Here is a 15,152-nt window from a genome sequence, read left to right as displayed (position 1 = left end):
CGCGGGAACGACGAATTGCGCGCGGGCGCACAAGCTGTCATTTTCGTTGCCTGGCGAAAATCATGTGCGTACCTTTGTTCGAAGAGGGGAAGCCGCATGAAGACGAGCATCACCACAAGCGCGACACGCGCGCCGGACCGCAGCCGCCACTGGCACGAGGCCATCGCCTCGGCCTATTTTCCGCTCGACCTGCGCTTTCGCGACGCCGACCGGTTTTCCGGCGACCTGACGACCTGGCAGTTCGGCGACGTGTCGATCTCGCGCCTCACGTCAGACGCCTTGCAATATCACCGCCTGCCGCATCACTTCCGCGCCGCGCGCGAAGAGGAATTCCTGGTCACGGTGCCGGCCAAGGCGGAAGTGTTCTTTTCCCAGTGCGGCAAGGACATCAAGTGCCCGCCCGGCGGCTTCTTCCTGGAGCGCAGCAGCGAGCCCTACCAGTTCAGCCATGCCGAGCCGGCGGACATGTGGGTGCTGAAGGTGGAGGCCGATGCGCTCGCCGGCCGCATGCGCGCGCCCGACCGCTTCTGCACCCTGCAATTCGAGGCGAACAACGGGGCGGGCGGCCTCTTCACCGACATGCTGCATCTCCTGCCCGCCCGGTTCGACGGCATGACGCAGGAGGCGCGCGTGACTGTCGGCCGCCAGCTCGTCGACCTGCTCGTGCTGGCGATCAAGGCGGACGACCGGGTGCTGACCTCGGGCAATTCCACCGTGCGTGGCGCCCATCTCGCCCGCATCGAGGCCTATATGCGCGCCAATCTCCAGGATTTCCGGCTCGATCCGGAGCGCATCGCCCGGGCCTGCGGCATCTCCACCCGATACCTGCACGAACTGTTCCGCGATACGGGCCAGACGGTCCGGAGCTGGATCCGCGACCAGCGGCTGATGGCCTGCCGGGAGGCGCTCGAAGATCCCGGCAATTTCCAGACGGCGGCGGAGATCGCCTATCGCTGGGGTTTCGGCGACCAGACGCAGTTCTCCCGCGTCTTCAAGGCCGAGTTCGGCATGCCGCCGGGCGAATTCCGTGAGAAGGTCCGCGCCGGCCAGCGGGATGGTGCAGGGCCTGTGCTGTCATAGAGCGAAACGTGTCGGGTCGACCTTTCCGAACGATCATTCTATGGAGGGAAGATCTGCCGCCGGCACACCGTCGTGCACGAGCACGCGGCCGCGGCGGATGACGGTGCGCTTTTGCGGTGTCAGCGCCACGGCCTCGGCGAGCGTGCGGGCCGGCACCAGCACGAGATCGCCGAAATCGCCCTCGGCAAAACCGTAGCCGGAAAGGCCGAGGCCTTCCGCGCCGCCGAACGTGCAGATGCGCGCGGTCTCGGCAAGGTCGGCATCGTTGGTCATGCCGTTGCGCTGGGCGAGATATTTCGCCCGCTCCAGCATGTCGCCATTGCCCCAGGGCTCCCAGGTGCCCTGGATGCCGTCCGACCCGGAGGCGACGACGAGGCCGCATTCGCGTATCAGGCGGAGCGGCAGGGCCGGGACGGCGGGACTGCCGACCGTCATCACCGAAATGCGCTCCGCCGCCAGCGCCTCGATCAGCGCGCGCTGGCGGGCCGGGTCCAGCATGCCGAGGCAATAGGCGTGGCTGACCATGACGCGGCCCTGCAAGGCGAGGGCGCGGGTGCGCTCGACGATCAGTTCGAGGCAGAAGGCGCCGAGATCGCCGAGTTCGTGCAGGTGGATGTCGATGGGCTTGGCGTGGCGGTCGGCGAGCGCGAAGATCGCGTCGAGATGGCGCACCGGATCGCGCTCGATCGTGGCGGGATCGATGCCGCCGACGATATCGGCCCCGGCCTTCATCGCCGCATCCATCAGTTCCAGCGTGCCTGCGCGCGGCAGCATGCCGCTCTGGGGAAAGGCGACGACCTGCACGTCCACGAGGTCGCGCAGCGCCGCGCGGGTCTCGATCACGCCCTCGATATTGGCAAGGCCGATCTCGGTGTCGACATCGACATGGCTGCGGATGTGCAGCACGCCATGTTTCAGCGTCTGGGCAATCTGGCGGGCGGATTGGCGGCGGGCGTCGATGCCGAGGTCGCGCTTGGCCTTGCGGTCGGCGAGGATGCGTTCGTTGCGGGTCGGGCCGATGCCGTTCTCGAACCAGTCCATGCCGATCAGCGTCTTGTCGAGATGGGTATGCGCCTCGACGAGGCCGGGCAGCGCGATATGGCCCGCCGCATCGATCGCCTCTGCCGGCGGTTCGCCGCCCGCTGCACTGAAACGGCCGCCGCGGATGACGAGGTTCACCGCTTCGCCGCCGAAGGGGCGGGCGTTGCGGATGAGAAGGTCCTTGGTCATGGCAATCTCCATTTTGGCGTCAGGCGAGGCCGGCGCGGCGCATTGCGAGGCGGAAGGCCTTTTCCGCGCGGTCGAGAATGGCACCCTCGTCGGCATGCACCAGTTTTCGCCCGCGCATCAGCACCCGGCCGCCGACGATGGTCGTGTCCACATCCGCCCCGTTGGCGAAGCGCGCGAGGCGCTGTACCGGATCGGCCGGCGGCCACAGATGCGGCTGGCGCATGTCGACGAGCAGGATATCGGCGCGCTTGCCGACCTCCAGCGAGCCGATCTCCTCTTCCATGCAAAGCGCGCGGGCGCCCGCGATCGTCGCCATTTCGAGAAGCTGGAGCGGCGGCAGCACGGCATCGTCGCAAAAATGCCGGGCATGGTAGCGGTGCGCCTGGAACATGTTGCGGAACATGTCGAAGGAGCGGTCGGGCGCGGCGGCATCCGTGCCGAGCGAGACGGTGACGCCGTCCTTCATCAGTTCCGGTGCGGGGCAGCGCCCGTAGACGGACATCAGCGCGCTCGGATTGTGCGCCACATTGGCGCCGGTGCGCCTCAGCACGGCGCGATCTTCCGCAGTGAGGTCGATGCAGTGGGCGAGCAGCGAGCGCCCGTCGAACAGGCCAAGCCGGGCGTCGTTGGCGGCGATCGAGCCGTCGCGATGGCCGTCCTGCACCAGGAGCACGCCCTTTTCCCGCGCAAGGTCCCGCGCCCGGCGCGAAAGGGCGAGCACCGTCTCGTCTTCCAGTTCGCCGGTATTGAAGACGGGAAGGGAGAGGGCGAGCTGCAAGCGGTCGTCGCGGCCGGCCCATGCGTCGATCAGCGCGGCGCAGACGGCCATTTGTGTATCCGGTGATACGGCTGTTTCGTCATACGATCCACCCCGGTGCCTGCGGTACACGCTGTTGGCCGACGGCCGGTTGGGGCCGACCGCAAGCACCTCGCGCAGCCCCATTTCGGCGATGGCGGCAAGATGGGCCTCGGCGGCCTCCGGCGCCTCGGTGCGCATGATATCCGGCCCGCCGCCGAAGAGCAGCGCTGCAGTGGTGGTGCCGCATCTGATGCGTTCGGCGGCCGAAAGCGCGGCTTCCGCCGCCCAGAATTCCGGATCCGTTGCCTCGGCATAGATCCGGCCGGTGATCGTCATCCAGTCTTCCGAATCCCCGCCCAGGCCCTTGGTCAGCGTATGTCCGGCATGGGCATGGGTGTCGATCAGCCCCGGCATGACGACCATGCCGGTGGCGTCGATGCGCAGCGTTTCGGGCGAAGCGCCCGGCGCCTCCGTACCGATGGCGGCGATCCGCCCGTCGTGCACCAGCACCGACGCCCCATCCAGCACCCTCCGGCCGGCATCCATGGTGAGGATCACGCCGTTCTCGATCAGCATTGTCGTGGTCATTCCAACTCTCCCGCAATTATTGGATACAATTTTTGCAAATTGTGTGTGCAAATTCTAGTTCTGGTATCTTGATATTACATTTTCATTATGTACAGTCATATCCGGAGTGATCGTATGCAAAATTTTCCGACATATGCATACAAATCTGGGAGAGCCCGTGTGAAGACCTATATGAAGACCCTGTTGGCGGGGCTTGCCGTGCTGGCGCCGCTTTCCGCCCCCGCCTTTGCCGAGACGCTGCGCTGGGCCGCGTCCGGCGATGTCATTTCCTACGATCCGAATGCGCAGGTCGACAGTTTTACCCAGAGCGTGCAGCACATCGTGTTCGATCCGCTGGTCCGCCGCAACAAGGAGCTGAAACTGGAGCCGGCGCTCGCCACCTCCTGGGAAATCATCGAGCCGACCCGCTGGCGTTTCAAGCTGCGTGAGGGCGTGACGTTCCATGAGGGCCAGCCCTTCAATGCCGACGACGTGGTCGCGACGATAGAGCGCCAGATCGACCCCGGCGCGCGCAACCGCGAAAACCTCTCCGCCGTCACCGGCGTCGAGAAGGTGGACGACCATACGGTCGACCTCATCCTGCGTGGCCCCTATCCGCTGCTGCTCAACGACCTTGCCGCCATCTACATCCTGAGCAAGCCGTGGATGGAAGAGCACGACGCGCTGAAGCCGGGCAACACCGCGACGGGCGTCGTCACCTATGCGAGCAACCACGCCAATGGCACCGGTGCCTTCAAGCTGAAGAGCTACGAGCCGGATTCCCGTTCGGTCTTCGAAGTGAACAAGGACTGGTGGGACAAGCCCGAGCATAACCTGACGGAAGTGGAGTTCCGCCCCATCGCCTCCGACGCCACGCGCGTGGCGGCGCTGCTGTCGGGCGAAGTCGACATGGTCGTGCCGGTTCCGCTTCAGGACGTCGACCGCATTGCCGCGACCGACGGGCTGAAGGTGGTGGAGAACCCGTCGCTGCGCACCATCATGCTGGCGCTGAACTTCAAGAAGGAGCTGCACGCCGCGCCCGGCGTCGCCAACCCGATGCTTGACGTCAAGGTGCGCCAGGCGCTCTGGCACGCCATCGACCTCAACACGATCCAGAAGCGCCTGATGCGCGGCAAATCGCGCGTCGCCGCCATGCTCGTCGCCCCCGCCGTCACCGGCCATGACGAGGCGATCGACGTGCCGCTGGACTACGATATCGACAAGGCGAAGGCGCTGCTGGCGGAAGCCGGCTATCCCGACGGTTTCAAGACCGGCCTTTCCTGCTCGAACGATCGCTATATCGCCGACGAGCAGATCTGCCTTGCCATCTCCTCCATGTGGGCGAAGATCGGCGTTCAGGTCGATCTCAGCGTCGAGAGCAAGACGACCTATTTCCCGCGCATGGATAATGGCGAGCTCGACGTCTACATGCTCGGCTGGGCCTCGCTGCCGCCGATGGATGGTTTCAGCGTGCTCCAGGCACTGCTCGCCACCAATGACGGCACCTATGGCGGCAGCAACCCGAACGGTCTGTCCGATCCGCGCATCGATGCACTCGCCCGTTCGGCGGCGATCGAACTCGACGAGGCCAAGCGCGTCGACATGCTGAAGGAAGCCTTCCGCATCACCCATGACGAGGCGCTGTTCATTCCGCTGCACCAGCAGCCGGTCGCCTGGGCCATGAGCGACAAGGTCGATATCCCGCAGTTCCCGGACGAATATGTGCGCCCGTGGTTCGCGCAGGTGAAGAAGTAACGGGTTTCTCCCGAGACGTGGTCCCGGCAGGCTGCGACCGGCCGGGACCACGCGTAGAATCCGGCCGACTCTCCGCAGCCGACGGCGCGGGGACGATGGAGCGAACGGCCCGGTTTTTTCGCAGGCTCTGTTTGATGCAGTTCCAGCGCAGAGGGCGTGTCCCGCGCGTCTGCCGGAATGGCTCTCGGGCTTGAGCGCTCCCCCCGCAAGGATGATTACGATGCTCAGACTTCTTTCGGTGCGGCTCTTCCAGGCGATCCTGGTAATGGTCGCCGTCACTGCCATCGCCTTCGTCATGTTCCGCTTCGTCGGCGATCCCGTCGCCGCCATGGTGCGCGAAGGCGCGACCCAGGCGGAGAAGGAGGCGCTGCGCATGGCGCTCGGCCTCGACAAGCCGATCCTCACGCAGTTCGTCGATTTCGTCGGCCAGGTGCTGACCGGCGATCTCGGCACGAGTTTCCGCTACCAGCAACCCGTGGTGAGCCTTCTGATGAGCCGCCTGCCGGCGACGCTGGAACTGGTGATCGTCGCGACCGTCCTCGCGCTCGCCGTCGGCATTCCGCTCGGCGTGCTCTGCGCGCTGAAGCCGAATTCCGTGTTCTCCCGGCTCACCCAGGCGACGACGCTGGTCGGCATTTCCATGCCCACCTTCGTCACCGGCCTGCTGCTGATCCTGGTCTTCGCCGTCAACCTGCGCTGGCTGCCATCCTCCGGCCGCGGCGATCTCGTCGATCTCGGCTTCTGGCAGACGGGGTTCCTCAGCCTTTCCGGATTGAAATCCTTGATCCTGCCGTCGATCACGCTGGCGCTCTTCCAGCTCACGCTGATCATGCGGCTGGTGCGGTCGGAGATGATCGACGTCCTATCGTCCGACTATATCCGTTTCGCCTTCGCCCGCGGCCTGCCGCGCGCCCATATCTACGGACGCCTGGCGCTGCGCAACGCGCTGATGCCTGTTGTCACCGTGACGGGCCTGCAGATCGGCCAGCTCATCGCCTTTGCCATCGTCACCGAGACGGTGTTCCAGTGGCCGGGCATGGGCCTGCTCTTCACGAATGCCGTCGGTTATCCCGATGTGCCGGTCCTTGCCGCCTACCTGCTCTTCGTCGGCTTCCTCTTCGTCATGATCAACATGGCGGTCGACATTCTCTACACCTTCATCGATCCGCGCCTGAGGACACGATAATGGCCACGCAAACCCTGATGCGCCGGCTGCCGCCGGTTTCCGTGATGATCGCCGGCCTGGTGCTTGCCGTCATGCTGGTGCTCGTCCTCTTCGCCCCGCTGATCGCGCCGATGGATCCGCGCGATGTCTCCTCCTATTCGCTGATCGACATGGAGATCCCGCCCGCCTTCATGGACGGCGGCGACCCGCGCTTCCTGCTGGGGACCGACAACCAGGGCCGCGACCTCGTCTCGGTCATCCTGTTCGGGCTGCGCATCTCGGTCGTCATCGGCCTCGGTGCGGTGCTGTTCGCCGCCGCGCTCGGTGTGGTGCTCGGCCTCGTCGCCGGCTTCTTCGGCGGCCTGGTGGACGGCATCGTCATGCGCATCGCCGACGTGCTGGTGAGTTTCCCGACCATCCTCGTCGCGCTGCTCATCAGCGGCATTGCCCGCGCCCAGCTCAGCGCCGACACGATGCTCGCGTGGGCGCCGCTGGTGCTGATCTTCTCGATCGCCGTCAACGAATGGGTGCAATATGCCCGCACGGTGCGCGCCTCCACCATGGTGGAAGTCGCCCGCGATTACGTGCGTGCCGCCAAGGTCATCGGCCTGCCCGCCGGCCGCATCATGGGCCGGCACATCCTGCCGAACGTCATGAGCTCGGTCATGGTCATCGCCACGATCAACCTTGCCGGGGCGATCCTGACGGAGGCGACGCTCTCCTTCCTCGGCGCCGGCATGCCGCCGACCTATCCCTCGCTCGGCACGCTGATCCGCATCGGCAACCAGTTCCTGTTCTCCGGCCTCTGGTGGATCGCCGTGATGCCGGCGGCGGTTCTCGTCATCCTCGTGCTCGCCGTCAACGTGATCGGCGACTATCTGCGCGACCGCTTCAACCCGAAACTGATGGCCCGCTGAGATGCCCAACGAGACACTTGCCGCGAAAACCCCCGTCCTCGACATCCGCAAGCTGCGCGTCGAATATCCGCTGGCCAATGGCGACACGCTCGTCGCCGTCAAGGACATCGACCTCCTCATCCGCCCCGGCGAGATCCATGCCCTCGTCGGCGAATCCGGCGCGGGCAAAACCACCGTCGGCAATGCGCTGATGGGCCTCCTGCAGGCGCCGGGCAAGATCGTTTCCGGCTCCATCGCCATCGCCGGCAAGCCGATCGACCTGCGCACCGGCCGCACCGAGGGCATCGTGCCCGGCCGCGATGTCGGCGCGATCTTCCAGGATCCGATGACGAGCCTCAATCCGCTCTTCACCGTGGAAAGCCAGCTTTGCGAGGGCATGCTGACGCATCTGAAGCTTTCCCGCGCCGAGGCGAAGGCCCGTGCGCTGGACCTGATGAAGGCGGTCGGCATTCCCGAGCCCGAACGCCGGCTCGGCTCCTATCCGCACCAGCTTTCCGGCGGCCAGCGCCAGCGCGTGGTCATCGCCACGGCGCTTGCCTGCGGCCCTCAGCTCATCGTCGCCGACGAGCCGACGACCGCGCTCGACGTGTCCGTGCAGGCGCAGATCCTGAAACTGATCCGCGACCTCGCGGACCAGCGCGGCGTCGGCGTGCTGCTCGTCACGCACAATATGGGCGTCGTCGCCGAGATCGCCGACCGCGTCACCATCATGCAGAACGGCGCTGTCGTGGAAAGCGGCTCGGCGCGTGCGGTGCTGACCGCGCCGAAGGCGCCCTATGCCCGCACGCTGATCGCTGCCGTACCGCCGATCGAAGTCCGGCTCGACCGTCTGCCGGTGCCGAGCGAGGAAACGCAGGTGACGCTCGATGCCCGCGCTGCCGTGCGCAGCAAGAGCACGGGGAGCGGGACGGGCAGCCGCGATGACGTGGTGCTGTCCGTGCGCGACCTTGCGGTGGAATATGGCGGCCGTTCGCTGATCCCCGGGCGCAAGGCGAGTGTCTTCAAGGCGGTGAAGGGCGTTTCCTTCGATGTCCGTCGCGGCGAGATCTTCGGGCTCGTCGGCGAATCCGGCTGCGGCAAGACCACCGTCGCCAACACCATTGCCGGGCTCGTCGCCCAAAGCGCCGGCAGCATAGACTTCGAGGGCACGGCGCTGGGCGCGAAACGCGAAAAGTCCGTCCGCAAGTCGCTGCAGATGGTGTTCCAGGACCCCTATTCGGCACTCAATCCGCGCCTGCGCATCAATTCCGCCATTGCCGAGCCGATCCTGTTCTACAAGCTCGCGTCCAATGCCGAGGAGGCCCGGCAGGACGCAAGGACGCTGCTTGAAGCGGTGGGGCTGCCCGCCGACGCCGGCGGCCGTTTCTCGCATGCCTTTTCCGGTGGCCAGCGCCAGCGCATCGCCATTGCCCGCGCGCTCGGGCCGCGCCCGTCGCTGCTCATCTGCGACGAGCCGACCTCCGCGCTCGACGTCTCCGTCCAGGCGCAGCTCCTCAACCTCCTGAAGGACCTGCGCGACCTTGCCGGCCTTTCCATGCTGTTCATCAGCCACGATCTCGCGGTGATCCGCCAGATGTGCGACCGCATCGCGGTGATGAAGTCGGGCGAGATCGTCGAGCTGGCGGAGACCGAGACGCTGTTCACCGCGCCGAAGCACGACTACACCAGGGAACTGCTGCGCCTGGCGCCCTCGCTCGATCGCATCCTTTCGCGGCAGGCCGCGGAGTGATCTGAAGGACAGGAGACCAGCCATGGCCGATATCCTCATCAAGAACGGCGTCGTCATCGCCATCGACCCGGATCGCCGGATCATCCCCGACGGGGCGGTGGCGATCGTCGGCGACCGCATCGTCGCCGTCGGCCCGACGGAGGCGGTGGAAGCCGCCCATCCGGCCCGCGAGGTCATCGATGCGCGCGGCATGGCGATCATGCCGGGCCTCGTCGACGCCCACGCCCATGCCGGCCACGGCCTGATCAAGACGCTCGGCGGCGGCAGGAGCGACCCGTGGTATCAGGCCTGCCGCGGCGCCTATACCGTCGGCTCGACGCCGGACTTCTGGTATGCCGAAGCGCAACTCGCCGCGCTGGAGCGCCTGCGCTTCGGCGTCACGACCGGCGTCTCGCTGCTCGGCGGCGGTGATTCCGTCATGCGCACCGACGAGCCGCAATACGGCGATGCCCATATGGAAGGCGTGCTCGGCATCGGCACGCGCTCGGTGGTGGCCGTGGGCACGACGCGCCCGCCCCATCCCTTGACCTATGCCCGCTGGAACGGCGAGACGCGCACCGACTACCCCGTTTCCTTCGACCAGCAGTTTTCCACCTGCAAGGCGCTCATCGACCGTTGGCACGGCAGCAATGGCGGCCGCCTGCACCTCGCCTTGCTGACGCCGACGCTGCATCAGGGGTATCGGGAGGCTGCCGGGGCACAGGACGCCGTCGCCCAGTCGCGCACCGTCAAGCGCTATGCCGAGGAGCGCGGCCTCGTCTTCACCCAGGACGGCCACACCAGCGGCAGCGTGCGCATCGCCCATGAGATCGGCCTTCTCGGCCCGAGGACGCTGTTGTCGCACGCCACGGGCCTCGATGCGGGGGAGATCGCGATCTGCGCCGAGACCGGTACGACCATCGTGCACAATCCGAGCGCCGTCGCTGCCATCCTGGCGCGTTGCCCGGTGCCGGAACTGCTGGATGCCGGCGTCACCGTCGCCATCGGTTCGGACGCCACGGCGCCGGACCGCTCGGCCGACATGTTCCGCCACATGCAGCAATGCATGCACTACCACCGCACCCATTTTCACGATCCGAGCTGGCTGCCGCCGGGCAAGGCGCTGGAAATGTGCACCATCGACGCGGCCCGCGTGCTCGGCCTCGACACGGAGATCGGCTCGCTGGAGCCGGGCAAGAAGGCCGATGTCATCCTCGTCGACCTGCGCCGCCCGCACCTCTACCCCGCCCATATGCCGGAATTCCGCGTCACCTGTTTCGCCAATGGCAATGACGTGCACACCGTCCTCGTCGGCGGCAGGGTGCTGCTGCGCGACCGTACGCCCGTCCATGTCGATCAGGATGCCGTGCTCGACGCGGCACAGCGCGAGGCCGAACGCATGATCGACCGGCTGGGTTTGCGTCATGCGCTGGAAACACCGCGCATGTTCTGGCGGCACAGCCGGGATCTCGACGTGCTCGATTGAGGCATGGCGGGCAGACCGGCCGGCGCCTTCCGGCAAAGGCGGGGCGGATCACGCGTCCATGAGACGATCGATACCCGCCCTGACGCGTGAAACGCCCTCGACGATGTTGGTGCGCGGGATCGAGGAATAGCCCATGCGGAAATAGCGGCACGGCTCATCGTTCCTCGGGAAGAAGGGCGAGCCGGATTCCACGAGCACGCCGTCCTGGCGAAGCTCGGTGACCAGCCTGTCGGCATCAAGCCCCTGCGGCCCCTCCATCCAGAAGGACGTGCCGCCGAAGGCGGAGGAGCCGGCGACCGTCAGCCCCTCGTGCTGCAGGGCCTCGGCCATGAGGACGTGGCGCTTGTGATACTCCGTGCGCATGCGGTGCAGCACCACGTCATAATGGCCGAGCGCCAGGAAATAGGCGGCGGTGCGCTGCAGGTGGCCGGGCGGGTGGCGCAGCATCAGTGAACGCAGCGCGCGCGCCTCGCGGATGAAGGGCGCGGGGGCGACGAGGTAGCCGAGGCGAAGGCCGGGAAATAGCGATTTCGAGAAGCTGCCGATATAGAGCACGCGCCCGGTGGAATCGAAGGCCTTCAGCGCCGGGGAAGGCGGTGCGAGATAGCTGATCTCGAATTCGTAGTCGTCCTCGACGATGACGAAATCCTTCTCCGCGGCGGCCTGCAACAGCCGCGTGCGCCGGTCGATCGGCATGGTCGCGCCCGTCGGTGAGTGATGGCTGGGCGTGACGAAGACCGCATCGGTATCGTCGGGCAGGCCGTCGGGCGGCAATCCCTCGCCATCGACGTCGACGGTCGTGACCTTCGCGCCGCTGAGCAGCAGCGAGGCGCTGATATCCGGGTGGCAGGGGTTCTCGCAGACCGCGCTGGAGCCCTTTTCCAGGATGAGCCGCGTGACGATCCACAGCGCATTCTGCGCGCCGACCGTGATGAGCACCTCGTCCGGGTTCGCATGGATGCCGCGCCGGGGCAGGGTACGCGAACAGATGTAGTTGACGAGCCTGACGTCGTCGGCGGCAGCGAAGTCGCTCGCCATCAGGATGAAATCCTCCCGCGCCAGGGCCCGGCGGGCACAGTCGCGCCAGGCGTTGAGGTCGAACAGCGAGGGGTCCATCTGGCCATAGAGGAACGGATAGGGATAGCGCCGCCAGTCGAGCGGTTTTGGAATCTGGCGCACGACCTCGAAGCGCATCTTCATCTTGCCGGTCCAGTCGACCGGGGTGGCGCCGGCGGCGGGCCGGTCGCCTTCCACGCCCCGGCCGGGCGGATTGCCGGCGATGCGGTAGGAGCTGCGGTTGGCCGCCTCCACATAGCCCTGGGACACCAGCTCCTGATAGGCGAGCGTCACCGTGATGCGGGAAATATTGAGGTATTCCGAGAGCTTGCGCGTCGAGGGCAGGTGCGCGCCGGGCTGCACGCGCCCCGCAAGCACGGCCGAGACCACGGTCTCGCGCAACTGGGCCTGCAAACCCAGCCCGCTCTCCCGGTCGATGAAGAAGATGGTCTCGGAAACATTGGTGCGCATGGATTTCCGGCCGCGTGATCGCAATCTGGATTTATTCAACTTCCAAACTGGATATAACGCAAGCGGGGCACCGCATTTATCACTTTTGTCAAGAAGACCGGGGCAACCGGCTCAAGCACCAATCGATGAGGAGAACGATGATGCTTTTCAAGAATTTCAATCGCCTGGCCACGACTGCCGGCCTTCTGGCAGGCCTTCTTGCGTCAGGCGCCGCTTACGCACAAACCAGCCTGGTCGTCGGCTATCAGCAGATCGTCGGCCCGTTCGTCGCCGCCATCGCCGATGGCCGCTTCGACGCGGCCGCCAAGGAGGCCGGTTATACGATCGACTGGCGCCAGTTCAGTTCGGCCGGCGACATCACGACGGCGCTCGCCTCGGGCGACGTGCCGATCGGCGTGATCGGCTCGACCGGCACGGCGGCCGCCGCGACCCGCGGCGTCGAGCTGCAACTGTTCTGGATCCTCGACAATATCGGCAAGTCCGAGGCGCTGGTCGCCCGTGACGGCTCGGGCATCGAGACACCGGCGGACCTCAAGGGCAAGAAGGTCGCCGTGCCCTTCGTCTCGACCTCGCATTTCCACCTGCTCGTTGGCATGAACAAGGTGTGGAACATCGATCCGCGTGAGGTGGAGATCCTCAACCTGAAGCCGCCGCAGATCGTCGCGGCCTGGCAGCGCGGCGATATCGACGCCGCCTATGTCTGGCCGCCGGCCCTGTCGGAAATCCTGAAGACCGGCAAGGTGATCTCCGATTCCGAGGTCATCGGCGCCGCCAGCGTGCCGACCTTCGACGGGCTGGTGGTCGACACGGCCTGGGCCGCGGAGAACCCCAAGCTGATGGAGGCCTTCACCAGGGTTCTCGCCGAATCCTACGCCGACTACAATGCCAACAAGGCCGCCTGGACGGTGGATTCGCCCGAGGTGCAGGGTATCGTCAAGCTCATCGGCGGCGACGGCCCGAGCACGGTGGAGGCGCTGGAACTGCTCTCCTTCCCGAACGCGGACGAGCAGGCCTCCGATACATGGCTCGGCGGCGGGGCGACCCGTGCGCTTACCGAGAGCGCGAAATTCCTCGTCGAGCAGAAGCAGATCGGCAAGTCGCTGGACGACTATGCGCCCTTCGTGAATGCGAGCTTCGCCGAGGCGGCTGCGAAATAGCATATTGTTGCTGCTTGCACCGGCCGCCTTTCGCGGCCGGTGCGTCCACCAGACCCGTGACCGAGGTGCAGGGAGGCATTTCTCATGGAAACACTCAGCGTCAGGAACATCAGTCTGACCTATCCGGGCTTGTATTCGGACCAGGCGGTGATCGCCCTGAAAGGCGTCAACCTTACCATCAAGAGCGGTGATTTCGTCGTCGCGCTCGGCGCTTCGGGCTGCGGGAAGACCACGCTGCTCAACCTGATGGCGGGCTTCATGGCCCCCTCGGAAGGCGATATCTCGCTCGGCAACCACCGGGTCAACGGGCCGGGCGCCGAGCGCGGCGTGGTCTTCCAGAAGCATGCGCTCCTGCCCTGGCTCAACGTCATCGAGAACACCGAATTCGGCCTCAAGCTGCGCGGCGTCGACAAGGCGACGCGGCGGGAGATCGCCACGAAGAACCTCGCCCTCGTCGGCCTGCAGGATTTCCACCGCCACATGATCTACCACCTTTCGGGCGGCATGCAGCAGCGCGTCGGCATCGCGCGGGCGCTGACCTGCGACCCCGCCATGCTCCTGATGGATGAGCCGATGGCGGCGCTCGACGCGCTGACGCGCGAAACCATCCAGGAGCTCCTTCTGGAAGTCTGGCAGCTCACCAACAAGATGTTCTTCTTCATCACGCACAGCGTCGAGGAGGCGCTGTTCCTCGGCTCGCGGCTGATCGTCATGTCGCCGCGCCCCGGCCGTATCACCCATACCTACGACCTCGACTTCAACCGCCGCTTCCTTGCCGAAGGCAATGCCCGCGCGATCAAGTCGAGCCCGGAATTCATCCGCATGCGCGAGGAAGTGCTCGGCATCATCTACGGCGACGAACGTGCGTCCGGCAACCCGGAGGTGGCCCATGCTTGACAGAGTGACACGCGCCAAGCCCGCCAAGGCCGGCAAGATCTTCGGGGCTCCCGGTGACGGCAGCAGCGGCCTGATCAGCCTCGTGACGGCGACCGTGCTCGTCGCACTGTGGTTCCTCGTGACGGAATCCGGCTGGGTCAAGCCGCTCTTCCTGCCCTCGCCGCTCTCGGTCTGGGAGAAGTTCTGGCTGGCGATGACGGAAGGGGTCTCGAACTCCACGCTGATGCAGCACACGATGGCCAGCATCGGCCGCGTCTTCGGCGCCTTCCTGCTGGCCCTCGTCACGGCGGTGCCGATCGGCATCCTGATGGGCGTCAACCGCTTCGTGCGCGGCCTCTTCGATCCCATCATCGAGTTCTACCGCCCGCTGCCGCCGCTCGCCTACCTGCCGCTCGTCATCATCTGGCTCGGCATCGGCGAGTTCCCGAAGGTGTTCCTGATCTATCTGGCGATCTTCGCGCCGATGGCGATCGCCGCGAGGGCCGGAGTGCGCTCGGTCTCGACGGAGCAGATCCACGCCGCCTATGCGATGGGCGCCACCCGCGGCCAGGTCATCGGCCAGGTGATCATGAAGGCGGCCCTGCCGGAGATCTTCACCGGCATGCGCATCGGCATCGGCGTCGGCTGGACGACGCTGGTGGCAGCCGAAATGGTCGCCGCCAACCGCGGCCTCGGCTTCATGGTGCTGAACGCCGCCGAAAACCTCGAAAGCGATACGGTGATCATGGGCATCTTCATCATCGGCCTCTTCGCCTTCGCCTTTGATCTCCTGATCCGCTACCTCGAAAAGACGCTGATCCCCTGGAAGGGACGCATCTAACCGGCGGCGGACAGCCCGACACTCCAACGACCCGGCCCCGGCGG

Annotated in this window: 12 protein-coding genes; 9 read left to right on the top strand and 3 right to left on the bottom strand. The window is 66.2% G+C overall.

Annotated features, from left to right (window positions below; translation table 11 throughout):
- The first annotated feature begins 96 nt into the window (after window positions 1-96).
- Window positions 97-1,080: an AraC family transcriptional regulator gene (locus EV665_RS11440; RefSeq protein ID WP_133034199.1), complete on the top strand. Its 984-nt coding sequence runs from the start codon at window positions 97-99 to the stop codon at window positions 1,078-1,080.
- A gap of 33 nt (window positions 1,081-1,113) precedes the next feature.
- On the opposite strand, the gene EV665_RS11435 is transcribed toward EV665_RS11440, so the two are convergent.
- On the bottom strand, window positions 1,114-2,310 hold the full coding sequence (locus tag EV665_RS11435) for an amidohydrolase (RefSeq protein ID WP_133034198.1): 1,197 nt from the start codon (window positions 2,308-2,310) through the stop codon (window positions 1,114-1,116).
- 19 nt (window positions 2,311-2,329) lie between these two features.
- Complete coding sequence (locus EV665_RS11430; RefSeq protein WP_133034197.1) at window positions 2,330-3,697, bottom strand: amidohydrolase family protein; 1,368 nt, start codon at window positions 3,695-3,697, stop codon at window positions 2,330-2,332.
- Window positions 3,698-3,856: 159 nt separating this feature from the next.
- On the opposite strand from EV665_RS11430, the gene EV665_RS11425 reads away from it, so the two are divergent.
- The 5 genes from EV665_RS11425 to EV665_RS11405 all read left to right on the top strand — a co-directional run bounded on the left by EV665_RS11425 (window position 3,857) and on the right by EV665_RS11405 (window position 10,707).
- On the top strand, window positions 3,857-5,431 hold the full coding sequence (locus tag EV665_RS11425; RefSeq protein ID WP_133034196.1) for an ABC transporter substrate-binding protein: 1,575 nt from the start codon (window positions 3,857-3,859) through the stop codon (window positions 5,429-5,431).
- A gap of 220 nt (window positions 5,432-5,651) precedes the next feature.
- Complete coding sequence (locus tag EV665_RS11420; RefSeq protein WP_064332824.1) at window positions 5,652-6,617, top strand: ABC transporter permease; 966 nt, start codon at window positions 5,652-5,654, stop codon at window positions 6,615-6,617.
- Complete coding sequence (locus tag EV665_RS11415) at window positions 6,617-7,513, top strand: ABC transporter permease (RefSeq protein WP_133034195.1); 897 nt, start codon at window positions 6,617-6,619, stop codon at window positions 7,511-7,513. The genes EV665_RS11420 and EV665_RS11415 overlap by 1 nt, the downstream gene beginning before the upstream one ends.
- Before the next feature lies 1 nt (window position 7,514).
- Window positions 7,515-9,242: a dipeptide ABC transporter ATP-binding protein gene (locus tag EV665_RS11410; protein WP_133034194.1), complete on the top strand. Its 1,728-nt coding sequence runs from the start codon at window positions 7,515-7,517 to the stop codon at window positions 9,240-9,242.
- A gap of 22 nt (window positions 9,243-9,264) precedes the next feature.
- Window positions 9,265-10,707, top strand: a complete 1,443-nt coding sequence (locus EV665_RS11405) for an amidohydrolase family protein (protein ID WP_133034193.1) — start codon at window positions 9,265-9,267, stop codon at window positions 10,705-10,707.
- Window positions 10,708-10,755: 48 nt separating this feature from the next.
- Here EV665_RS11405 and pdxR read toward each other — a convergent pair whose 3' ends face one another.
- Window positions 10,756-12,234, bottom strand: a complete 1,479-nt coding sequence (gene pdxR, locus EV665_RS11400; protein WP_064332828.1) for a MocR-like pyridoxine biosynthesis transcription factor PdxR — start codon at window positions 12,232-12,234, stop codon at window positions 10,756-10,758.
- 137 nt (window positions 12,235-12,371) lie between these two features.
- Here pdxR and tauA point away from each other — a divergent pair, with 137 nt between their 5' ends.
- The 3 genes from tauA (at window position 12,372) to EV665_RS11385 (ending at window position 15,108) form a co-directional block, all read left to right on the top strand.
- On the top strand, window positions 12,372-13,391 hold the full coding sequence (tauA, locus tag EV665_RS11395) for a taurine ABC transporter substrate-binding protein (protein WP_064332829.1): 1,020 nt from the start codon (window positions 12,372-12,374) through the stop codon (window positions 13,389-13,391).
- Window positions 13,392-13,475: 84 nt separating this feature from the next.
- The gene (locus tag EV665_RS11390) at window positions 13,476-14,288 is read left to right on the top strand and encodes a taurine ABC transporter ATP-binding protein (RefSeq protein WP_064332830.1); all 813 of its coding nucleotides are present in this window, start codon (window positions 13,476-13,478) and stop codon (window positions 14,286-14,288) included.
- Window positions 14,281-15,108: an ABC transporter permease subunit gene (locus EV665_RS11385; protein ID WP_064332831.1), complete on the top strand. Its 828-nt coding sequence runs from the start codon at window positions 14,281-14,283 to the stop codon at window positions 15,106-15,108. Before EV665_RS11390 ends, EV665_RS11385 begins: the two co-directional genes overlap by 8 nt.
- Window positions 15,109-15,152: the final 44 nt, after the last annotated feature.

This window comes from Shinella granuli, assembly GCF_004341885.1.
In the GTDB taxonomy this organism is placed as follows: Bacteria; Pseudomonadota; Alphaproteobacteria; order Rhizobiales; family Rhizobiaceae; genus Shinella; species Shinella granuli.
This window is presented reverse-complemented; position numbering and strand designations above follow the sequence as displayed.

Bases quoted from the DNA above. Each gene is read 5' to 3' on its own strand.
- EV665_RS11440 (WP_133034199.1), top strand. From the start codon at position 97: ATGAAGACGAGCATCACCACAAGCGCGACACGCGCGCCGGACCGCAGC.
- EV665_RS11435 (WP_133034198.1), bottom strand. From the start codon at position 2,310: ATGACCAAGGACCTTCTCATCCGCAACGCCCGCCCCTTCGGCGGCGAA.
- EV665_RS11430 (WP_133034197.1), bottom strand. From the start codon at position 3,697: ATGACCACGACAATGCTGATCGAGAACGGCGTGATCCTCACCATGGAT.
- EV665_RS11420 (WP_064332824.1), top strand. From the start codon at position 5,652: ATGCTCAGACTTCTTTCGGTGCGGCTCTTCCAGGCGATCCTGGTAATG.
- EV665_RS11415 (WP_133034195.1), top strand. From the start codon at position 6,617: ATGGCCACGCAAACCCTGATGCGCCGGCTGCCGCCGGTTTCCGTGATG.
- EV665_RS11410 (WP_133034194.1), top strand. From the start codon at position 7,515: ATGCCCAACGAGACACTTGCCGCGAAAACCCCCGTCCTCGACATCCGC.
- EV665_RS11405 (WP_133034193.1), top strand. From the start codon at position 9,265: ATGGCCGATATCCTCATCAAGAACGGCGTCGTCATCGCCATCGACCCG.
- pdxR (WP_064332828.1), bottom strand. From the start codon at position 12,234: ATGCGCACCAATGTTTCCGAGACCATCTTCTTCATCGACCGGGAGAGC.
- tauA (WP_064332829.1), top strand. From the start codon at position 12,372: ATGATGCTTTTCAAGAATTTCAATCGCCTGGCCACGACTGCCGGCCTT.
- EV665_RS11390 (WP_064332830.1), top strand. From the start codon at position 13,476: ATGGAAACACTCAGCGTCAGGAACATCAGTCTGACCTATCCGGGCTTG.
- EV665_RS11385 (WP_064332831.1), top strand. From the start codon at position 14,281: ATGCTTGACAGAGTGACACGCGCCAAGCCCGCCAAGGCCGGCAAGATC.